The sequence below is a fragment of the Sphingobium sp. PNB genome (genome assembly GCF_019873065.1).
Taxonomy (GTDB): domain Bacteria; phylum Pseudomonadota; class Alphaproteobacteria; order Sphingomonadales; family Sphingomonadaceae; genus Sphingobium; species Sphingobium fuliginis.
In genome coordinates this window covers 19,828-40,132 of the sequence record NZ_JAINEZ010000013.1, presented here as the reverse complement: position 1 = coordinate 40,132, position 20,305 = coordinate 19,828, and the positions used below count along the sequence as shown (strand labels likewise).

Sequence of the window (20,305 nt, the reverse complement as noted above, 5' to 3'; positions counted from 1 at the left end):
CATGACGCAAATTGAGCACTGGATTGGCGGCACCGCCGTGGCTGCAACGGGCGGGGCCTATTTCGACGATCTCAACCCGGTCGACGATTCGGTCTATTCCCGGGTCCCCGCCGGCACCGCGGAAGACGTGAACCGCGCCGTGGAGAACGCGCATCAGGCCTATCTCCAGCATCGCGATCTGCCCGCCGCAGTGCGCGAAGGGTGGATCGCGAAAGCCGCCGAAATCATGGAGCGCGATACCGCCAAATTCGCCGACGTGCTGGTCGACGAAATCGGTTCGCCGATCGCCAAGGCCGGGTTCGAAACCCGCTTCGCGGTCAGCTTCCTGCGCGCGGCGATCGGCGTGCCGCGCCGGATTCGGGGGGAAACGATCCCTTCGGACACCCCTGGGCGGTTCAGCATGAGCCTGCGCCAGCCGGTCGGTGTGGTCGCCGGGATTACCCCGTTCAACGTGCCGCTGATCAAGGGGATCAAACAGTCGGCCATGGCCCTGGCCACAGGCAACGCCTTCGTGCTGCTACCCTCGGAAGCCGCGCCAATGATCGCCGATCTGCTCGCTAAATTGTGGAAGGAGGCCGGCGTTCCCGACGGCTTGTTCAACGTGGTCTACGGCAATGGCGCGGAGATCGGCGACGTGCTGACCGGCCATCCCAAGGTCGCATCGATAACCTTCACCGGGTCCTCGCGCGTCGGCAAGCACATCGCCGAAATCGCGGCCCGCAACCTCAAGAAGTACACGCTGGAGCTGGGCGGCAAGAGCCCGCTGGTGATCTGCGCCGATGCCGATCTGGACAAGGCGGTCAACGCCGCGCTGTTCAGCATCTTCATGTACCAGGGCCAGGTCTGCATGGGGGCTTCGCGGATCTATGTGGAACAGTCGATCTTCGACCAGTTCGCCAAGGCCTTCGCCGCCGCGACAGGCCGCGCCAAGAGCGGCGACCTGCGCGATCCTACCACCATGCTGGGCCCGATAATTTCCGAACGCCAGCGCGACCGGGTCTGCCGCCACATCGACGATGCCCGGTCCAAGGGCGCAGAACTGCTAGCCGGTGCTGAGTGGAACGGAAACGTATGCTCAGCGACGGTACTGCGCGGCGTTACAGCCGAAATGACCGTGTTCGAGGAAGAGACCTTCGGCCCGGTCACCTCGCTCTTTCCGTTCAACACACTTGAGGAAGTGCTCGAACTCGCCAACAACACCGAATACGGCCTCAGCGCGTCGATCTTCACCCGCGATCTCGACAAGGCTCTGGCCTTTGCCCAACGTGCCGAAGCGGGGATGGTCCACATCAACGCGCCGACCCTTCACGACGAGCCCCACGTCCCGTTCGGCGGAACCAAAGCGTCAGGTTTCGGGCGCGAAGGGACCGAAGCCGATCTCGAGATCATGACCGAATGGAAATGGGTCACGATCCAGTCGGCGACTGAGGGCGGACACTGACAGGCGGGAACGAATGACCATGAACGATCTCCCTAACCGCGCCCGCTCGATCTCGTCGCTGCGCGACTTCCTCGAACTGCTCGAGGATGCCGGCCAGGCGATCACCTGGAGCGATGCGGTGATGCCCGAACCCGGCGTGCGCAACATAGCCGTCGCCGCATCGCGCGATGCCAACGGCGCGCCGGCGATCGTATTCGACAATATCACCGGTTACCCCGGCAAGCGCTTGGCGGTGGGCGTCCATGGTTCGTGGGACAATATCGCCCTGCTGCTGGGCCGACCTAAAGGCACGACCATCCGCGAGCTTTTCTTCGAGATCGCCGGCCGCTGGGGCGATCAGGAAGCGCAAATCAGCTTTGTCCCAGAAGCCCAGGCCCCGGTGCACGAATGCCGGATCGAACAGGACATCAACCTTTACGATGTCCTGCCGGTCTATCGGATCAACGAATATGATGGCGGGTTCTACATCGGCAAGGCCTCGGTCGCCTCGCGCGATCCGCTCGATCCAGACAATTTCGGCAAGCAGAATGTCGGCATCTATCGCCTGCAGATCCAAGGGCCGGACAGCTTCACCCTGATGACGATCCCCTCCCACGACATGGGACGTCAGATCATGGCGGCCGAACGGGAAGGCGTTCCGCTAAAGATTGCGGTCATGCTGGGTAATCATCCCGGCCTTGCGGTGTTTGCTGCCACCCCGATCGGCTACGAGGAATCGGAATATTCCTATGCCTCGGCGATGATGGGCGCGCCAATCCGGCTGACCAAATCGGGCAACGGGATCGACATCCTGGCCGACAGCGAAATCGTGATAGAGGCCGAACTGCAACTGGGTGAACGCGAGCTGGAAGGGCCGTTCGGCGAATTCCCCGGTTCCTACAGCGGCGTGCGCAAGGCGCCGATCTTCAAGGTCACGGCGGTGTCGCACCGGCGCGATCCGATCTTCGAGAACATTTACATCGGGCGCGGCTGGACCGAGCACGATACGCTGATCGGCCTGCACACCTCCGCCCCGATCTATGCCCAGCTGCGCCAGAGCTTCCCCGAAGTCACCGCGGTCAACGCGCTTTACCAGCACGGACTGACCGGGATCATCTCGGTCAAGAACCGCATGGCCGGCTTTGCCAAGACGGTCGCGCTGCGCGCGCTGAGCACGCCGCACGGCGTGATGTACCTCAAGAACCTGATTATGGTCGATGCCGATGTCGATCCGTTCGATCTCAACCAGGTGATGTGGGCGCTTTCGACCCGCACCCGTGCGGACGATATCATCGTGCTGCCCAACATGCCTGCCGTGCCGATCGATCCTTCGGCAGTGGTCCCGGGCAAGGGGCACCGCCTGATCATCGACGCGACCAGCTATCTCCCGCCCGATCCGGTGGGTGAAGCGCACCTTGTCACCCCGCCGACCGGGGACGAGATCGACGCCCTGAGCAAGCGGATCCGCGAAATGCAGCTGGGAGCCCTGTCATGACCACCACCGTCTGCGGGCGCTGCAAATCGAGCGGCGCTGTCACCGATCATCAGGGCAGGCAGGACGGCGCGGTCGTGTGGACGATCCTGCGCTGCCCGACCTGCAACTTTTCCTGGCGCGACAGCGAACCGGCCCGCGCTATCGACCCGGCTGTGCGCTCGGCCGATTTCGCCGTCGATGCCGGCGATCTCCAGCGTTATCCCAAGATTCTCCAGCAATAAGGCTCCCAACGCCATGATCGATCAAGCCCGCCAGACGGCCACGCTCGGCACCCTCGCCCAGGCACTCGGCAAGGCCGCCGTCGATACCAGCCCGCAGACCCTGGCCCGCTATGCTGTCCCAGGGATGGCACCGGCAGGCGTGGTGCTTCCGGCCGATGAAGCCCAGCTCGCCAAGGTGCTGGAAGCTGCGCGCACCAGCGGCGGTGTGGTCCAGACGGTCTGCAACGGCGCCTACGGACTTGAAAAAGCCGTACAGGACAAGGTGATCGTGCTTGACCTGCAGAAGATGAACAAGGTCCTCGAGGTCAATGACGAACTGGCCACCTGCCTTGTCGAACCGGGCGTCACCTTCCGCCAGCTCGATGCCCACATCAAGGAAAAGGGAATTAAGTTGTGGGTCGACTTTCCCGGCAATCCCGATGAAAGCGTGGCCGCCAGTTTCATCAACCGCCGCCCCGGCTACACCCCCTATTCCGATCATTTCCTGATGCAGTGCGGGCTCGAGGTCATGCTGGCTGATGGCAAGATGGTGCGCACCGGCATGGGCGCCATGCCCAAGAGCACCTGCTGGCAGCTGTTCAAGTTCGGCTATGGCCCTTGGGTCGATGGCCTGTTCACCCAGTCCGATTTCGGGGTGGTGACCAAGGTGGGCATGTGGATGATGCCGCAGCCCCCGGCGCACCAGACCTTCATGGTCTCGGTCCCCAAGGAGGACGATCTGGGCGCGTTGTTGGACGTGCTCGGGCCGCTCAAGCTCAACATGGTGGTGGCCAATGGCGTCGCGGTGGGCAATGCGCTCCACGAAGCGGCCCTGCTCGGCAAGCGCCGCGCCGATTTTGAGGGCCAGGGGCCGATGGCGGCAAGCGCGGTCAAGGCCGCTGGTGAGGTGCTCGGACTAGGCTACTGGAACCTTTACGGCTCGCTCTATGGCCTGCCCGGCAACGTCGCGATCCTGTGGGACATGGTCAAGGGCGCGTTCTCGTCGATCAGCGGCGCAAGGGTGATTACCGATGGCAAGGGCATCGATCCCAAGCTGTGGGCCTGGCGGATGGGCACTATGACCGGTGTGGTGGCCGATCCCCCGGCCAGGACAGCAGGCTGGAGCGGCGACATGGCGCTTACGGTCAACCCGGTCAGCCCTGTGGATGGCGAGGAAGCCGTCAAGCTCTATGAACTGTCGCGCGATATCTGTGCCAAAAACGGCTTCGACTTCGTTGGCGAAACCACCGCGATCTGGCGTTCGGCCAACCATCGCCAGGTGCTGCCCCATGCCGCCGGGAAGGGCGAGGATGCGGTACGGGCCAAGACCTGCGCCGAAGCCCTGATCGCCGCGCAGGCCGAGGCCGGCTTCGGCCAGATCCTGACCGACCCCGGGCTGGGGGCGGCGGTTGCCAAGACCTATGAAAAGGGTGGCCGCTCGGCCCTGCATGCGCGGGTCAAGCAGGCGCTTGATCCCAACTCGATCTTTGCCTCGGTCTGAGCCGATGCGTCGCCATGCCTGCGGAGGTAAAATGAATAAGTTCCTCGCCCTTTCGCTTTTCGCTGCACTTGCTGCCTGTTCGTCCGCACAAGGCGAATCAGTGGTGGACGGTGCGGAGAATTATGAGCGTTACTGCGCAGGTTGCCACAACCCCGGCCCGGGCCACGGTGGCACCATGCTGCTGGCCGAAAAAGGTGCTCCGGTGCCTTCGCTCATCGGTCGCAAGGACTTAGATTACGATTACCTACATTCGGTCGTTCGCCAGGGCCTGATCGAAATGCCGCCGTTCCGACCGACCGAATTGTCGGACGCGGAGATCAAGCAGATCTACGATCACATCGTGGCGCAGAAGCTTCCCCCCGCAAAGGCCGAACCCGCCAAAAACAAGGCACTTTGAGGTCAAATCAAGCTGGGCGGAAAAGGTCGACAGGGTTCGTAAGGCTGAAATTGCTAGGGTGCCAACGGAGTATGCGGATAGCTGGTTGCTTTGGTGAGCACGCACCTTGTGTTTGATAGTCGTCATTATCGATAGCTACGGTACACAAGTGATCGCTTAGTTACGCTGTTGTCTGGTTCCGCTCGCCGCACCACAAAAGCGCTTTCGGTCCAGCTTTCCTCGCTGGCCCGGTTGGCCTTGTGCTCGGCAGCGTAGCCTTCCTGGGAATTTCAGCTCGCTACAACCGCATGCGGGTATTTGCGTGGATTGTTTCACTTTCAGTCTTATCGCCCAAATCACAAAACTCGCGGTAACGGTTGAAGAACTCCTCGCCATTACGGGATATGAACTTAATTTCATTATATGACGAGCTGAATGTATGACTGAAATGGCACGCTTTAATTGGAGCGATCCCTTCAACTTTGACGATCAACTGACTGAAGAAGAACGAATGGTGCGTGATGCGGCTCATGGCTTCGCGCAAGGGGAACTTCAGCCCCGGGTCATCAATGCCTTCCGCGAAGAGCTGGATGCAGCAGAGTTGTTTCCACTCATGGGACAAGCCGGCTTGCTTGGAGCGACGATCCCACAGTCTTATGGCGGTGCTGGAGCTGGCTATGTCTCCTACGGCCTGATCGCGCGTGAGATTGAGCGCGTGGATTCGGGCTATCGGTCAATGGCATCGGTGCAAAGCTCGCTCGTCATGTATCCGATTTTTGCTTTCGGCTCGGAAGAACAGCGGTTTAAATATCTGCCTGGCCTAGCCGCAGGCTCGCTGATCGGCTGCTTCGGCCTGACAGAACCTGATGCGGGATCTGATCCTGCGGGCATGCGCACAATCGCGAAGAGGATTGATGGTGGCTATGTCCTTTCCGGCATAAAAACATGGATTTCGAATGCTCCTTTCGCCGACGTCTTTGTTGTCTGGGCAAAGAGCGAAGCACATGATGGGGCCATTTGCGGCTTCGTGCTTGAAAAGGGCCTGAAGGGGCTTTCCGCTCCCAAGATCAAGGGCAAGCTCAGCCTGCGTGCCTCGACCACCGGCATGATCTTGATGGACGAGGTTGAGGTTGACGAAGAAGCCTTGCTCCCCGGGGTCCAGGGTCTCAAGGGCCCCTTCGATTGCCTAAACCGCGCACGCTATGGGATCAGTTGGGGAGCGCTCGGCGCCGCGGAATATTGCATGCACGCAGCCCGCCAATATGGACTTGATCGGCACCAGTTTGGAAAGCCGCTTGCCGCCAACCAACTTTATCAAAAGAAGCTCGCCGATATGCAAACGGACATTGCGCTAGGGTTGCAAGCCTCATTGCGTGTCGGCCGCCTAATGGACGAAGGCAGGTTCGCGCCGGAGATGGTCTCTCTCGTCAAGCGTAACAATGTCGGAAAATCGCTTGATATTGCGCGCCATGCCCGAGACATGCACGGCGGTAATGGCATCAGCGATGAATATCAAGTCATGCGGCACATGGTGAATCTGGAAACCGTCAACACCTATGAAGGCGCGCACGATGTACACGCGCTCATCCTTGGTCGAGCACTCACTGGCATTGCCGCATTCTAGGGTAGGCCACCTTTCTTCTTCAGTGTTGCGCTGCCTGGTCGCAGCAACAGTCGTTGTGTCGAGTGAGCGGAAACGACGGAGCGTGGTGGCCGCCTCAATAGCTTCGCGGTAGTTTCAGGACATGCTCTGCGATGAATGACAATATGAGATTGGTCGAAACAGGTGCCACCTGATAAAGGCGGGCCTCTCGAAATTTCCGTTCGATGTCGTATTCCTCAGCAAAGCCATATCCGCCATATGTCTGGATGCAGGCGTTGCCCGCTTCGACTGCTACGTCCGCGGCAAGCATTTTTGCCATGTTCGCCTCGGGTCCATGTTCAAGCCCCGCTTCGTAAAGGCGCGCGGCCTCATGGACCATGAGCTCGGCAGCGCGCATATTTGCGTGGGCTCGCGCGATCGGAAAAGAGACGCCCTGGTTCATGCCAATGGGGCGATCGAACACCACCCGTTGATTGGCATAAGCAATGGATTTTCGGGTGAACCATTTCGCATCACCGACGCATTCGGCAGCAATAAGAACTCTTTCCGCATTCATGCCCGAAAGGATGCAATGAAAGCCCTTGCCTTCTTTGCCTAAGAGATTGGCGACCGGGATGCGCATCCTGTCGAAGAAAAGTTCCGTCGTGGCATGGTTCATCATGGTGCGGATAGGCCGGATCGTTAGCGAACCCGCGGTGCGAGCCTGGTTCATATCGACGATGAATATGGAAAGACCGTCGGTTTTCTTCGTCACTTGATCGCGCGGCGAAGTCCTCGCTAGCAGCAGCATGAGATCGCTGTGTTCGGCGCGACTGGTCCAGATTTTCTGGCCGCTCACCACGAAATAGTCCCCATCGCGAACTGCCGTCGTCCTTAACGCAGTGGTATCGGAGCCGCTTCCCGGCTCGGTTACGCCGAAAGCCTGCAAGCGCAGTGCGCCGCTTGCGATCGCGGGCAGATAAAGGCGCTTTTGCTCATCCGATCCATGTCTAAGGATGATGGCCATGTTATACATCTGGGCATGGCATGCCGCTCCGTTGCAACCCATCGCTTGAATCGTCTCAAGGATGGCAACTGCAGCCGAAAGGCCCAGACCTGATCCGCCATATTCCTCGGGTATAAGTACCGAAAGATAGCCAGCGCTCGTCAACGCATCGACAAAAGAAGTCGGATATTCGCGATCAGCGTCGAGCTTGCGCCAATATTCACCCGGGAACTTTTCACAAAGCCGGCGCACACCGTCGCGGATTTCGTGAAAGTGTTGAGGTTCGAAAGGACTAAGAAACTGCATCGCCCTCATCCGGAGAGATTGTGAAAAACCCTTGATCTGCAACGATGACGTCGCGCTCGAGCACCGATGCCCGAAAAGCGCCGTTATTCCAGATTTCGGTTCTGATGGTTTCACCAGGGAACACCGGTGCGGCGAAACGCAGTTGCACTGCGCGCAGGCGCTCGGTCTGGTAGCCGAGCCGCCCGCGGAGGATGGCGTGAACGATGATGCCCATCGTGCCCAGGCCGTGCAATATCGGCATCCTGTACCCGGCGCGCGCCGCGATTGCTGGATCGCTGTGCAGCGGGTTGAGATCTCCATTTAGACGATAGATCAGGGCCTGTTCGGGACCGGTCGTCAGGTCAATGACAAGAGCGGCATTGCCTTCCGCCACGGGTACCGGCGAACTTCGCGGAGCTTCGCCTTCCCCTCCGAACCCGCCGCCGCCGCGAATGAAGATCGTACGTTCAAGACAGGCAAAGCAGGTGCCGCAATCATCGCGGATATTGGTTTCGGTGAATATCAACGCGGCCTTGCCCACGCCTTTGTCGACAATGTGGGTGACGCGGGTTGTGCTTTCGACTTCGCCAGTTGCCGGAACCGGGCCAAGCAGTACCATGGATTGACCGGCATGCAGGACGGAAACCGGATCCACACCGGAATCAGGGTGCCCCAGCCAGAACCCGGGACTCGCGAGAACGAGCGCCATGCCGGGCATGGCAACCGGTCCACGAAGGGGATCCACGAATGGCAGCTGCGCGAGGTCGGTAGGATCTCGCCCCATCCCGATCGATAAGGCGTAAAATGCAGCATCGCGTGGAGTGACGGTCTGACGAACCGCAGGAATACGAAAGTTGAGCAATTTTTGCGGATCGATTGTCACTTTCAATTTCCCTGGAAGGTGGTCAAAGGGTGGCGCTGGCAACCATGATCGGACGGCCGTCGCGCGCATGGGCGACGAACTGAACACTATTACCGTTCGCGCGAAGCGCCAAATGCAGTTCCTCGCCGCAGATCGCGGCAGACACCGCTCGGCAATCGAAGCACCGAAGCGCATTGTCGCCGAAGTGCTGCTGGGCGAGTTCCAGCAGCAGTGTCGCCGTCAACGGACCGTGAACGACGAGGCCGCGATACCCCTCGATTTCGCAGGTGTAGGCCCGATCATAATGAATCCGGTGACTGTTGAAGGTCAGCGCCGAAAATCGGAACAGCAAGGCTTCCGAGGGGACCAGCGCGCGGTGCGCAACCCATCGAGATCCGTCGAAGGTCATGTCAGGCGGCCGCGGCAGCTCTGCGGGCCCCAAAGGCATGGGATCCCGATAAACGATCGCTTGGGTTTCGCGAACGAAGATTTCGCCTTTGCAGTGGATTTCCTGTGCCATCTCGACAAAAACAAGCTTGCCGGTCGCGCCTTGCTTTTCGGCGATGGAATTGATCCGCGATCTGCGCTGCACCTTCTGGCCGATGAGCAACGGCGAAAGAAATTCGATCCTGCTCGATGCCCACATCCGGCGCGACTGAGGAAGTGGTGGCATGAAGCTGCTTTCGCCGCCGCGCACCGGATGTCCATCCACGCTCAATGCGGCTGTTGGCGCGTCTGGCAGGCAAAGGCACCAATGATAGCCTTGCGGCACGCTGCCATCTGCCGGCGCAACGCGGTCGAAAGTCGCCAGCCACCGTCGTGCGGCAGCGGGTTCCAGATAGTCGTGACGCAATTCTTCACGACCAATCCAGCTTTGCCATTGTACGTACGGCTGGGTGGTCATATATCATCCCCGGTCAGGCCGCGGGCAATCACCTGAGCCTGAATTTCCGCAGCGCCCTCGAAAATGTTGAGGATGCGCGCATCGCAAAGGATGCGACTGATCTCGTATTCAAGGGCATAACCATTGCCGCCGTGGATCTGCAGCGCAGCGTCGGCGTTCGACCAGGCGGCGCGAGCGGCAAGCAACTTTGCCATGCCGGCCTCAATATCGCAGCGCTTGTCCGAATCCCTGGCTCGCGCGGCAGCATAGCAGAGTTCACGCGCCATCACAAAATCGACAAGGCTCATCGCCAGCTTGTCCGACACGCGCGGAAACCCGACGATGGCCCTGCCGAATTGCTTGCGAACCAAGGCATAGTCGAGGCCCAGTTCGATGGCCCGCCGCGCGACGCCGATAGCCCGCGCGGCGGTCTGGATGCGTGCGCCCTCGAAGGTACGCATGAGCTGCTTGAACCCTTTCCCCTCCTCGCCGCCCAGCAGGGCGTCTGCCGGCGCGGTCATGGCATCGAACTGCAGGGCATATTCGCGCATCCCGCGATAACCGGGGACCTCGATCTCGCTTCCGGTCATGCCAGGGGCTGGGAAACCGTCATCGCTCGTGCCCCGAGGCTTGGGCACCAGCAACATCGACAGCCCGGCGTAACCCCTGGCTTCAGGTAATGTTCGCACCAGCATCGTCATCAGATCTGATCGGCTGGCATGGGTAATCCAGTTTTTCGCCCCGTTGATGACCCAGTGATCGCCGTCGTGCCGTGCGCGGGTTTGAATGGAGCCAAGATCCGATCCGGTGTCGGGTTCGGTGAAGGCTGCTGACGGCAAAACCTCGCCGCTTGCGATCCTGGGCAACCACCAGGCCTTTTGCGCTTCGGTGCCGTTCAAGCCGATCAGTTCGCCGGCGATTTCCGACCGCGTGCCAAGCGAGCCCGCGCCAATCCAGCCCCGCGACAATTCCTCGGTTATGATGCACATCTTTAGCTTACCGAGGCCAAGTCCCCCATAGATTTCGGGTATGCAGACTCCGAATGTACCGAGATCGGCCATGGCCTGAATCACTGCCTCGGGGATCAGATCATTCGCCAGATGCCATCCGTGAGCCTGGGGCACGATGACAGCATTGGTGAAGCGACGGTATTGCTCGCGGATCGTGTCGGCTTCGGCATCATCGAGCGACTCGCTTGGCCATTGCCCCTGGGCCAGGGCTGCAGCCACTTCGCCTCTGGTTGCAGCATAGTCCACATCGAGTAGGTCCACGCACCGGTCGAAAAGCGTGCGGGCAGCGCTGCCAAGTCCGAGGTCGCCGGGGCGGAAGATTTCGTTCTGGCCCATCGGCAGGCCGCCACCGATCTGGCCAATGCATTCAGCGAAGGCCAGAGTGGCGATCCTGGCGTCAAAGTCATTCTTGCTGCCCCTGGCTTCGGACCATTCGAGCACCGCTTCAAGCGCAGCCACAAGCGTGGCCACCCAGGCATAACCGTGCGCGGCCCGCTGCTCCTCATCAATCCTTCCGGACACCAAGCGCGCGCCCAACGCTGCCTTGACCGAGTCGCGATAGTCTCTCGCGGCGTTCAGGGCCTGGCGCAGATCAGCCACCTTCAGGCCGCGCGCTCGAAGATTGCGGCGATGCCTTGTCCGCCGCCGATGCACATCGTCTCAAGACCGTAGCGGCCTTTCGTGCGCACAAGTTCGCGGGTAAGGTTGGCAAGAATACGACCACCGGTTGCACCGATCGGGTGGCCAAGCGATATACCCGAACCATTGACATTGAGGATTTCGTTCCGGCCGTCGTCATCCGACCAGCCCCATCCTTTCAGAACCGCCAGGACTTGCGGTGCGAAGGCTTCGTTCAGCTCAACCAGATCAATATCGCCCCAGCCAAGGCCGCTGCGGGCGAACAAGCGTTGCACTGCAGGAACGGGACCAATTCCCATACGACTGGGATCACAGCCCGCCGCGGCCGAGCTATGATAAAAGGCGATCGGTTCCACCCCCAGTTCGTCGAGTTTGTCTTCGGCCACCACAAGGCAAGCGGCAGCGGCGTCGTTCTGCTGACTGGCGTTGCCAGCGGTTACGACGCCGCCCTCAATCGCCTTCAGCGCGCCGAGCGAAGCCATCGTCGCGTCGCCGCGATAACCTTCATCGTGTGCGAAGATGGCAGGCGCGCCCTTTCTTTGCGGCACCACAACCGGCACGATTTCGTCGTCGAACATTCCATTCGCCCAGGCGGCCGCGGCCCGCTGGTGGCTGCGCACGGCATAGGCATCTGCCTGTTCCCGGCTGATGTCATAATCCCTGGCAAGATTTTCGGCCGTTTCGATCATGCCGGAGATAACACCAAAACGCTCCGTCGGCTGAGACATAAGGCGTCCGCGCGTCAACCTGTCGTGAAGGGTGATACTGCCGGAACGTTTGCCCCCGCGAAGGTCGGTTGAATAATGTTCGACGTTGGACATTGATTCGACCCCGCCGGCGACAACAACGTCGGACATCCCCGTCTGCACCATCATCGCGGCGTTGACGATCGCCTGTAGCCCCGAACCGCAGCGCCGGTCGAGCTGATAGCCGGGGACTTCAAGCGGCAGGTCGGCAGCCAGCCATGACCAGTGGCCGATGGCCGGCGCCTCGCCGTTGCCATATCCCTGACTGAACACGACATCGTCGACCCGGGCGGGATCGATCTTCGTGCGCTCGATCAGGGCCTTGAGGATGACTGCGCCAAGCTCGCCTGCAGTCATCGGCGAAAGAGAGCCGCCAAACTTGCCCACCGCAGTGCGGATCGGCATGACAATGGCTGCGCGACGAAGGGTCATTTCGGGTCTCCACTCGCCATGTTGCCCACAATACCTGCGTCGATCAGGCGGGCGATTTCGGCGGCAGGCAGCGAGAGCAGATCCGCCAGGACTTCTTCGGTATGCTGGCCATTGCACGGCGCGGGACAAGGATCCCGACGGTGCATTTGGGGAACGGTGGCGAATGTGCCCGCGGCGGGATAGTCGAAGCCGCTGGGATTTGGCACCATCCCGAAAATCGGATTGTTCGCTACCAGCGCTGGATCGTGAACCGCATCAAGCATCCTGCGATAGGGCGAAAAGACGATTCCCCCCGCATCGAAGGCAGTAGACAGATCGGCGTAATCACGCGACCGGATCGCCCGTTCAAACAAGGGATAGAGCATGTCACGCAAGGTATATCGGAGGCCGTCATCCTGTTCGAAAGAAACACCGCGCTCTTGTTCGATGGCCGCAACATCTTCGGAAAGGCCCAGCGCCCCCAGCAAATGGGCCCACTGGCGATGCGTGGCAACGACAATCATTGTCCGCACCCCGTCGCGCGTGGTGAAGTCGCGACCGAACAAACCATAAACTGCATTGCCAAGGCGCGGACGATCCCGGCCCGTATAGAGCATTTCTGCAAGTCCACCGAGGTTGGCGACCGTGCCAATCGCCACGTCTGACAACGGCAGCCGGATCTCGCATCCTTCGCCACTGGTGCTTCGCCACTGCATCGCGGCAAGCATGGCGAATGCTCCGTATGCGCCGGAAATGAGATCCCATGCGGGCAGGACATGATTGACCGGATCGGGGCCCGTTCCAGTCAGCATAGGGTATCCCACGGCATTGTTTATGGTGTAATCGAGCGCGGGCGAGCCATCGGCCCATCCCATTATCCGCAAGGTGACAAGATCCGGACACCCCTGCGCGAGGAGGGCATGGGACAGGAAACCATCCACCGGAAAATTGGTGATGAACTGGCCGGTTGCCCTCACGAGTTCCTGCACTATTTCACGCCCCTCAGGCCTGCGAAGATCAACCGCGACTGACTTTTTTGCACGATTGAGATTCTCCCAATAGAGCGAATCATTCGCCGCCGTCACAGGCCAGCGCCGGTAATCGGGGCCGCCGCCAATCTGGTCGACGCGTATCACCTGTGCGCCAAATTGCGCGCAATAAAGGCCCGCCGTGGGAGAGGCGACGAATGACGATGCCTCAATGATCGATAGGCCATCGAGAAAATTATACATGGCGTTTGATCCGGCCCGCAGGCGAATTGGCCATGCGCCAGGGCGGGGCGGAATGAACCCCCTGGCCGCCCATGGTGCAGCCTGCGGATGAAGTGCAACCCACGAAGGTCAATTCGCCGCCGCAAATTCACGCAGCATGTGCTTAGCGATCTGGAGTTGCAGGATCTGGGTCGTGCCTTCATAAATCCGATATATGCGCGCATCGCGGAAGAAACGTTCGGCATCGTATTCGGCAAGATAGCCGGCACCGCCGTGGATCTGGACGCAGGCATCCACCACGCGGCCGCACATTTCTGTCGCGAAAACCTTGAACGCCGCTGCTTTGCGCAAGATGTTCTCGCCTGCGTCGGCGCGCCGAGTGACATCGTCCATCATGCATTCGGCGGCATAGATTTCGATCTCGCTCTGGGCGAGCATCTGCTGGATCAACTGGAAGTTGGCAATCGGCTCGCCGAATGCCTTGCGCTCGGTCGCGTATCGGATGGCGCTATCCAGCGCCCGGCGGGCATAAGCGGTCGCTGCGGCGCCCACCGACATCCTGCCGTTGTCGAGGCTCATCATCGCGAATGCGAAGCCCTTGCCAAGTTCGCCGCCGAGCAGAGCCTCGCTGCCAACGTGGACATCTTCCAGCCCGATATCGGCGATATGGCTACCCGACTGGCCCATCTTCCTGTCCGACTTGCAGATCGTCACGCCGGGTATGTCAAGCGGGACGATGAATGCCGATATATGGGCGTTTTTGGGCAGATTTTCCATGGCCGTCCGCGCCATGATCAGTCCAACCTTCGCAAAGGGCGAGTTGGTAATATATCGCTTGGTGCCATTGAGAAGCCAGCCGTCGCCGGTCGGCACCGCAGTCGTCTGCAGACCCGCCGCATCTGATCCCGAACCCGGTTCGGTCAGGCCGAAAGCGGCGATTTCACCCGCGGCAATGCGCGGCAGCCATGCAGCCTTCTGCGCTTCTGTTCCACCATTCTTGAGGGCTGAGGCGAACATGCCGACATTGATCGAGATGATCGAGCGGAATGCCGGCATCGCATAACTTAGCGTGTGCATGGTGCGGATATACTGGCTGATGTTCATGCCGGCGCCGCCATGCTCTTCCGGTATGGTCAATCCAAACAGACCCATGTCGCGCATCGCTTCGAGGACGTTTTCGGGGATGAGGTCGGTTTCAATAATTTTGCGCTCGACAGGAATGAGCCGGTCGCGCACGAAGCGTTCAAGCTGTATCAAGAATTGTTCGAAGACTTCTGCATCCATGCCGGCGTTGCTCATCGGTTACCTGTCAGATTGGATCATAAGGAAAGACATGCGCCGAGACTTCATCGGCGCGCGCGAAGCTGCTGCGAAACGAAGGTACAAGCTCGTGGGCAATTGCCTCCGGCGTCCAGCCTTCGACCTTGGTCATCGACCGGATCGGCCGGGGCTTGCAAAACAGGGCGATTTCATTCTTGCGAACCGCGAAAATCTGGTTGGTCACGTCCTTGGATAGGTCGGATGCCAGATAGGCAACCAACGGCGCGATCTTGTCTGCCGACATGGATTGCAACCGTTGGACACGTTCGTGTTCGGCAGGCGTTGTCGCGGGAATTGACGAGGTCATGCGGCTCCACGCAAAAGGCGCGATGCAGTTCGAGCGGACGCCAACTCGCGCCATGTCGAGCGCGATAGACTGCGAAAGCGCGACGACGGCCAACTTTGCCGCCGAATAGTTCGCCTGCCCGATGTTGCCGATCAGACCGCTCGTCGAAGTGAAATGAACGAAACTGCCCGCCTTCTGTTCACGAAAATAGGGCGTGGCGGCCTTGGAAACGTTGAAGACACCAGTAAGATTGACCGCGATGACGCTGGTCCAGTCCGCGTGACTCATCTTGTGCCAGATGCTGTCTCGCAAGATGCCTGCATTGTTCACGACCGCATCGATTCGGCCAAATTTCCGTACCGCATCCTCGATAATGCTCTGCGCCTCCGCCGGATCTGCAACATTACCGAAGTTGGCCGCCGCTTTGCCCCCGGCACCGATGATGTCGTTAGCGGTGTTCTGAGCGAATGCGGTATCGCCGCCGTTGCCCGCCTGCGCCACGCCAGGATCGTTGACGATAATTGCCGCCCCCTGCGCGGCGCAATACAACGCCAGTTGGCGACCTATTCCGCGCCCGGCACCAGTGATCGCGACAACTGATCCATCCAGGCACCGATCCATATCCCGTTCCTCAAATGCAATTAGCCCGACAGGCAGGACTGGCTCAATGCCAGGCTCTGGCAACAAGCTCACCCAGTTCCTCTGCCACTCCGCCAGATGTGCTCGCCAAGGTACAATAGTTGGCAAAGCTTGCCTGGACTGCTGCTTCGGACGACTCGGCACGGGTCAACTGGTCCAGGTCCAGCCCAGCGAGCATTTGGGACTGGACCAGACGTTCACCATGCAACTCTGCCGTCTTCAGCGCCGCATAGGCTGCGGCGTTAATTTCCGACTCAGGCGTACATTGGCACCACTGCTTCATCCAGCGCCGCACCGAACGGACCGGTTGCACGAAGCGTTCATTCGCAGTTGCTGCCGAGTGCTGCGCGGCCTCGATGTCCGAAACAGCGAGAATGGTGCAACGCGCCCCTGCCAACCAAAGGCAAAGCAACACCGTGTTGACGTCACACCCATGCTGATCCTGCAAGGCAAGGCAGGAAGCTGCCACGCCCGGCTTGGCATAAATGTGTAAGGAATAGTCCCATAACGCCGCCGCGTGCTGCTCCACCTGAATTGAAGCTTCATCACCCACTGGCGGCACGGCCGGGCCTTGGTCCGACCGTGCCGAAGTACCCAATCGCGGACCTTGGTGAAAATGCTGACCAGACATGCAACGAGGCCAACCGCCTAGAACGTGCGGGCGCCGAAATGGATTTCCATCATCGGACGCATGACATCCCACCGTTCCAGCTGCGACCAGTGGCCCGAACGGTCGAGAACGTACAGTTCGGCATGCTTGAGATGCTGGATCAGGTATAGGCTGGTGTCGAGCGGCACCACCCGGTCCTGACGGCCATGGAAGATCAGCACTTCGTGCGGCATTTTGCCCAGCAGTTCGGGCGGCATGTTGAGCGTCTCAATGCCGTTCTTCATCGAATCGATCATCTTGACCGCGGTCTTCATGATTCCCGGATCGGTGGCGATCTTGTAACGGTTCTCGACGATTTCCTCCATGCCTTCGAACTTCTCGGCATCGTAGGCGAAGCTGTGCATCACCTGGCGATAGCGGGCATATCGTGGGTCGGAATAGAACGAGAGCAGGCGGATCAGTTCCGGGGTGCGCGGGCCGGGGGCTCCGATCGAACCCATCAGCACCACCTTGTCGATTGTGTCGGGCTCCTCGCTCATCATTTGCAGGGTCAGCGCGCCGCCCATCGAATTGCCTACAACGTGGGCCTTCTTCACACCGAGCGCCTCAAGCAGGCCAAAGCACTGGTCGACCCGGGTGCCGATCCAGCCCATCACGCTGTCAGGCCACGGATCGGGAATCACCGACTGGCCGAAACCGATCAGGTCGGGCGCGATCACGAAGAAGTTTTCGGCGAGGTCCGGCATCAGGTGATACCAGTTGGATGCGGCATGTGCGCCCGGACCCGCACCGTGAAGCAGCAGAATTGCCGGCTTGGACGGATCGCCCGCCAAGAGGGTGTGCGAGGTCAAGCCGCGGCCCGTGATCTTTTCTTCCCTGATAACCCCTTCAGCAGCCATGACATTCTCCCATGTGATCCTGACGATATATTCGCGCGACTCCTTGCCGGAGTTCACAGTCAATTTTGCCGGAGCCTAAGATATCGTTTGACATTGTGCAATGAGTTTTCCCAAGTGTTGCGCATTGGGAGCAGGACACATGACAGGCGAGACATTCGACGATCGACTGGTCGCGCAATTGGCGCAGGAACTCGACCATGCCGAGCAGACCCGCGAACGGATCCGGCCGTTCTCCGTGCGCTATCCAGGCATGCAGATCGAGGATGCCTACCGCATCAACCAGGCCTGGGTCGATCTCAAGCGAGAGCGCGGCCGGGCCGTCTTTGGTCACAAGATCGGCCTGACCTCGCGCGCGATGCAGCAGGCAGCCGGAATCACCGAACCCGATTACGGCACCTTGCTGGATGACATGGTGTTCGAACAGGGCAGCGACGTGCCGACCGCCCGGTTCATCACGCCCAAGGTCGAGGTCGAACTGGCCTTTGTGCTCGGGCGCCGCCTGGAAGGAGCACAGACGACGATTTTCGACGTCCTGAGCGCCACCGACTATGTGGCTCCGGCAATCGAGATCATAGACACCCGGGTGCATCCCAAGGATGCCGAAACCGGAGTGGCGCGCAAGGTCCTGGATACGATCAGCGACAATGCCGCCAATGCCGGAATCATCGTCGGCGGTCTGCCGGCGAAACCCGACGGGCTCGATCTGCGCCGCATCGGCGCCCTGCTCAGCCGCAACGGGGTGATCGAGGAAACCGGCCTTGCGGCAGGGGTGCTTAACCACCCCGCCAACGGCGTCGCCTGGCTGGTACGGCGGCTCGCGCCTTGGGGGCAAGGGCTCGAAGCCGGAGAAGTCGTGCTTGGCGGATCGTTCACGCGCCCGGTCGAAGCGGCGCCGGGCGATGTCTTCAACGCCGATTTTGGCGAGTTTGGTTCAATCGGGTTCCGGTTCGTTTAAGGGGCGAAAATGCAGACACCGGTCAACCGCTTCAAGGCGGCCTTGCGCGAAGGTCCGGTCCAGCTTGGCTTCTGGTTGGCCCTGGCCCATCCAGACATTGCCGAAATCTGCGCGGGCCATGGCTATGACTGGCTGCTGATCGATGGCGAACATGGCCCGCAAACCCTGCCCGGCATCGTCGCGCAGCTGCGTGCGGTCGAGGCGACGCCGCCGTGTTCGGCGATCGTCCGGATTGCCGGCCACGATCCGGTAGCGATCAAGCAGGTTCTCGATCTTGGAGCGCAGACTCTGATGGTTCCGATGGTCGAGACCGCCGAACAGGCCCAGGCCATCGTAACTGCGTCCCGCTATCCGCCTGCAGGCGAACGCGGCCTCGGCGGCGCCCGTGCCGCGCGCTGGGGTGGCTATCCTGCCTATGTCGCAGAAGCCAATGCGCAGGTTTGCATCATCGCCCAGATCGAGACCGCGACCGCCGTCGACAACATTGAGGCGATCGCCGCAGTGGACGGAATCGACGCGCTGTTCCTTGGACCTGCGGACCTGGCCGCGACCGAAGGTTTGCTGGGCGCAATCAATTTCGATGCCCTGTTCAAGCTGACCGGCGAAGCACTGGCGCGGATCGTCTCAACCGGCAAACCGGCCGGGATCCTTTCGCGCGACGAACGCCTCGTCCAGCAGTTCCTCGATGGCGGTGCCCGCTTCATCGCCAACGGGATCGACAGCTTCACGATGGCCAAGGGCGCGGGCGACGGACTCCGGGTCTGGCGTGAGCGTATCGCGGCACAGGGCGGCAACTGAGGCTATGGCAAAACCGGCTTGGCAGACGCCTCGTTCCAGTGACCCGGTCAAACCGCTTGATGGCGTCCGGGTGCTTGAATTAGCCCGCATCCTGGCTGGCCCATGGTGCGGACAGCTGCTGGCGGACCTTGGCGCCGAAGTGATCAAGATCGAACGGCCCCGCGTAGGAGACGATACGCGGCATTGGGGGCCGCCGTTCGTGACAGCAGAAGATGGCACCAATTTGGGAGCGGCTTATTTCCATTCGACCAATCGCGGCAAGCGGTCTTTCGCAATCGACATCGCCAGCGCGGAGGGCCAGGCCATCATTCGCGATCTGGCAAGCGGCGCAGATATCGTGATCGAGAACTACAAGGTCGGCGGGCTGTCGAAGTACGGGCTTGACCATGCCGCGCTTTCCGCACTGAATCCGCGCCTGATCACCTGCTCGATCACAGGGTTCGGACAAACCGGGCCATACGCCCACCGCGCAGGCTACGATTTCATCGCCCAGGCCATGGGCGGCATGATGTCGATGACCGGCGAACCCGATGGCGAACCGCAGAAGGCGGGCATCGCCGTGGCCGATCTGTTCACGGGCATGTACAGCACGGTGGCGATCCTCGCTTCGCTCAACCGCCGGGACCGCACCGGCAGCGGCGCCCACATCGACATGGCACTGCTCGACACCCAGGTGACTGTCATGGCCAATCAGGCGATGAACTGGATGACATCGGGTAATGTGCCGCGCCGGTTCGGCAACGGTCACGCCAATCTGGCACCCTATCAAGCCTTCCCCACGCTTGACGGGCCCTTGGTGATTGCGGCCGGCAACGACGGCCAGTTCGCCAGCTTGTGCCGCGTTTTGCGGTGTTCACTGCATGAAGACCCACGCTTCGCCACAAATCCTGCCCGTCTCTCGAACCGGGCGGAACTGGTCACAACGGTCGAGGGGCGCACGGCCCAGTGGAACCGACAAGCGCTGTTCGACGCGCTTGAAGAGGTTGGCGTGCCAGCCGGACCAATCAACGAACTCGACGAAGTGTTCGCCGATCCACAGGTCATCGCCAGGGGCCTCGCCGCAATGGCCGGAGGGCGCAAAGGCGTCGCCAGCCCGATCGTGATCGACGGGGTGCGAATGGTTTCGGATCTGGCCGCGCCGGGAAGTCCCGAGTCGGTCGGAGACGAATAG

General features: G+C 60.8%; 19 protein-coding genes. 9 read left to right on the top strand and 10 right to left on the bottom strand.

Going from position 1 to position 20,305, the window contains the following annotated elements; genetic code table 11:
- The first annotated feature begins 1 nt into the window (after position 1).
- From K7W03_RS06855 to K7W03_RS06830, 6 genes are all read left to right on the top strand, one after another.
- The gene (locus K7W03_RS06855; protein ID WP_008828117.1) at positions 2 to 1,441 is read left to right on the top strand and encodes an aldehyde dehydrogenase family protein; all 1,440 of its coding nucleotides are present in this window, start codon (positions 2 to 4) and stop codon (positions 1,439 to 1,441) included.
- Between the two features lie 19 nt (positions 1,442 to 1,460).
- On the top strand, positions 1,461 to 2,915 hold the full coding sequence (locus tag K7W03_RS06850) for a non-oxidative hydroxyarylic acid decarboxylases subunit C (protein ID WP_226869789.1): 1,455 nt from the start codon (positions 1,461 to 1,463) through the stop codon (positions 2,913 to 2,915).
- Positions 2,912 to 3,136 carry a non-oxidative hydroxyarylic acid decarboxylases subunit D gene (locus K7W03_RS06845; RefSeq protein WP_008828115.1) on the top strand — a complete coding sequence of 75 codons (225 nt, stop codon included), beginning with the start codon at positions 2,912 to 2,914 and terminating at the stop codon, positions 3,134 to 3,136. Before K7W03_RS06850 ends, K7W03_RS06845 begins: the two co-directional genes overlap by 4 nt.
- A 13-nt stretch (positions 3,137 to 3,149) precedes the next feature.
- On the top strand, positions 3,150 to 4,616 hold the full coding sequence (locus tag K7W03_RS06840) for an FAD-binding oxidoreductase (protein WP_008828114.1): 1,467 nt from the start codon (positions 3,150 to 3,152) through the stop codon (positions 4,614 to 4,616).
- Between the two features lie 31 nt (positions 4,617 to 4,647).
- Complete coding sequence (locus K7W03_RS06835) at positions 4,648 to 5,013, top strand: c-type cytochrome (protein WP_008828113.1); 366 nt, start codon at positions 4,648 to 4,650, stop codon at positions 5,011 to 5,013.
- Between the two features lie 418 nt (positions 5,014 to 5,431).
- Complete coding sequence (locus tag K7W03_RS06830) at positions 5,432 to 6,616, top strand: acyl-CoA dehydrogenase (protein ID WP_008828112.1); 1,185 nt, start codon at positions 5,432 to 5,434, stop codon at positions 6,614 to 6,616.
- A 94-nt stretch (positions 6,617 to 6,710) separates the two neighbouring features.
- Here K7W03_RS06830 and K7W03_RS06825 read toward each other — a convergent pair whose 3' ends face one another.
- The 10 genes from K7W03_RS06825 to K7W03_RS06780 form a co-directional block, all read right to left on the bottom strand.
- Positions 6,711 to 7,886, bottom strand: coding sequence for an acyl-CoA dehydrogenase family protein (locus tag K7W03_RS06825; protein ID WP_031308881.1), 1,176 nt, complete (start codon positions 7,884 to 7,886; stop codon positions 6,711 to 6,713).
- Positions 7,873 to 8,748, bottom strand: a complete 876-nt coding sequence (locus K7W03_RS06820; RefSeq protein ID WP_037517491.1) for a MaoC/PaaZ C-terminal domain-containing protein — start codon at positions 8,746 to 8,748, stop codon at positions 7,873 to 7,875. Before K7W03_RS06820 ends, K7W03_RS06825 begins: the two co-directional genes overlap by 14 nt.
- A gap of 22 nt (positions 8,749 to 8,770) precedes the next feature.
- Complete coding sequence (locus K7W03_RS06815; protein ID WP_024018969.1) at positions 8,771 to 9,631, bottom strand: MaoC family dehydratase N-terminal domain-containing protein; 861 nt, start codon at positions 9,629 to 9,631, stop codon at positions 8,771 to 8,773.
- Positions 9,628 to 11,220, bottom strand: a complete 1,593-nt coding sequence (locus tag K7W03_RS06810; RefSeq protein WP_008828108.1) for an acyl-CoA dehydrogenase family protein — start codon at positions 11,218 to 11,220, stop codon at positions 9,628 to 9,630. The genes K7W03_RS06815 and K7W03_RS06810 overlap by 4 nt, the downstream gene beginning before the upstream one ends.
- Before the next feature lie 2 nt (positions 11,221 to 11,222).
- Positions 11,223 to 12,437, bottom strand: a complete 1,215-nt coding sequence (locus K7W03_RS06805) for an acetyl-CoA C-acetyltransferase (protein WP_008828107.1) — start codon at positions 12,435 to 12,437, stop codon at positions 11,223 to 11,225.
- On the bottom strand, positions 12,434 to 13,648 hold the full coding sequence (locus K7W03_RS06800) for a CoA transferase (RefSeq protein WP_008828106.1): 1,215 nt from the start codon (positions 13,646 to 13,648) through the stop codon (positions 12,434 to 12,436). Before K7W03_RS06800 ends, K7W03_RS06805 begins: the two co-directional genes overlap by 4 nt.
- A gap of 108 nt (positions 13,649 to 13,756) precedes the next feature.
- Entirely contained in the window at positions 13,757 to 14,926 is a 1,170-nt protein-coding gene (locus K7W03_RS06795; protein ID WP_008828105.1) for an acyl-CoA dehydrogenase family protein, read from the bottom strand.
- A 10-nt stretch (positions 14,927 to 14,936) separates the two neighbouring features.
- Complete coding sequence (locus K7W03_RS06790) at positions 14,937 to 15,854, bottom strand: SDR family NAD(P)-dependent oxidoreductase (RefSeq protein ID WP_024018971.1); 918 nt, start codon at positions 15,852 to 15,854, stop codon at positions 14,937 to 14,939.
- A 43-nt stretch (positions 15,855 to 15,897) separates the two neighbouring features.
- Positions 15,898 to 16,425 (bottom strand): TIGR02444 family protein, encoded by a 528-nt coding sequence (locus tag K7W03_RS06785; RefSeq protein WP_229710705.1) that lies wholly within the window; start codon positions 16,423 to 16,425, stop codon positions 15,898 to 15,900.
- A gap of 95 nt (positions 16,426 to 16,520) precedes the next feature.
- A complete protein-coding gene (locus K7W03_RS06780) occupies positions 16,521 to 17,381 on the bottom strand; it encodes an alpha/beta fold hydrolase (protein WP_008828102.1) in 861 nt (286 codons plus the stop codon).
- 139 nt (positions 17,382 to 17,520) lie between these two features.
- On the opposite strand from K7W03_RS06780, the gene hpaH reads away from it, so the two are divergent.
- Genes hpaH through K7W03_RS06765 form a run of 3 tightly spaced genes read left to right on the top strand, consistent with a single transcriptional unit; the run spans position 17,521 to position 20,305 of the window.
- Positions 17,521 to 18,336 carry a 2-oxo-hept-4-ene-1,7-dioate hydratase gene (hpaH, locus tag K7W03_RS06775; protein WP_008828101.1) on the top strand — a complete coding sequence of 272 codons (816 nt, stop codon included), beginning with the start codon at positions 17,521 to 17,523 and terminating at the stop codon, positions 18,334 to 18,336.
- Positions 18,337 to 18,345: 9 nt separating this feature from the next.
- Positions 18,346 to 19,134: an HpcH/HpaI aldolase family protein gene (locus K7W03_RS06770; protein WP_008828100.1), complete on the top strand. Its 789-nt coding sequence runs from the start codon at positions 18,346 to 18,348 to the stop codon at positions 19,132 to 19,134.
- 4 nt (positions 19,135 to 19,138) lie between these two features.
- On the top strand, positions 19,139 to 20,305 hold the full coding sequence (locus K7W03_RS06765) for a CaiB/BaiF CoA transferase family protein (RefSeq protein WP_024018973.1): 1,167 nt from the start codon (positions 19,139 to 19,141) through the stop codon (positions 20,303 to 20,305).

Coding starts and splice junctions, on each gene's coding strand:
- K7W03_RS06855 (WP_008828117.1), top strand. CDS start 2: ATGACGCAAATTGAGCACTGGATTGGCGGCACCGCCGTGGCTGCAACG.
- K7W03_RS06850 (WP_226869789.1), top strand. CDS start 1,461: ATGAACGATCTCCCTAACCGCGCCCGCTCGATCTCGTCGCTGCGCGAC.
- K7W03_RS06845 (WP_008828115.1), top strand. CDS start 2,912: ATGACCACCACCGTCTGCGGGCGCTGCAAATCGAGCGGCGCTGTCACC.
- K7W03_RS06840 (WP_008828114.1), top strand. CDS start 3,150: ATGATCGATCAAGCCCGCCAGACGGCCACGCTCGGCACCCTCGCCCAG.
- K7W03_RS06835 (WP_008828113.1), top strand. CDS start 4,648: ATGAATAAGTTCCTCGCCCTTTCGCTTTTCGCTGCACTTGCTGCCTGT.
- K7W03_RS06830 (WP_008828112.1), top strand. CDS start 5,432: ATGACTGAAATGGCACGCTTTAATTGGAGCGATCCCTTCAACTTTGAC.
- K7W03_RS06825 (WP_031308881.1), bottom strand. CDS start 7,886: ATGCAGTTTCTTAGTCCTTTCGAACCTCAACACTTTCACGAAATCCGC.
- K7W03_RS06815 (WP_024018969.1), bottom strand. CDS start 9,631: ATGACCACCCAGCCGTACGTACAATGGCAAAGCTGGATTGGTCGTGAA.
- K7W03_RS06805 (WP_008828107.1), bottom strand. CDS start 12,437: ATGACCCTTCGTCGCGCAGCCATTGTCATGCCGATCCGCACTGCGGTG.
- K7W03_RS06800 (WP_008828106.1), bottom strand. CDS start 13,648: ATGTATAATTTTCTCGATGGCCTATCGATCATTGAGGCATCGTCATTC.
- K7W03_RS06795 (WP_008828105.1), bottom strand. CDS start 14,926: ATGAGCAACGCCGGCATGGATGCAGAAGTCTTCGAACAATTCTTGATA.
- K7W03_RS06790 (WP_024018971.1), bottom strand. CDS start 15,854: ATGGATCGGTGCCTGGATGGATCAGTTGTCGCGATCACTGGTGCCGGG.
- K7W03_RS06780 (WP_008828102.1), bottom strand. CDS start 17,381: ATGGCTGCTGAAGGGGTTATCAGGGAAGAAAAGATCACGGGCCGCGGC.
- hpaH (WP_008828101.1), top strand. CDS start 17,521: ATGACAGGCGAGACATTCGACGATCGACTGGTCGCGCAATTGGCGCAG.
- K7W03_RS06770 (WP_008828100.1), top strand. CDS start 18,346: ATGCAGACACCGGTCAACCGCTTCAAGGCGGCCTTGCGCGAAGGTCCG.
- K7W03_RS06765 (WP_024018973.1), top strand. CDS start 19,139: ATGGCAAAACCGGCTTGGCAGACGCCTCGTTCCAGTGACCCGGTCAAA.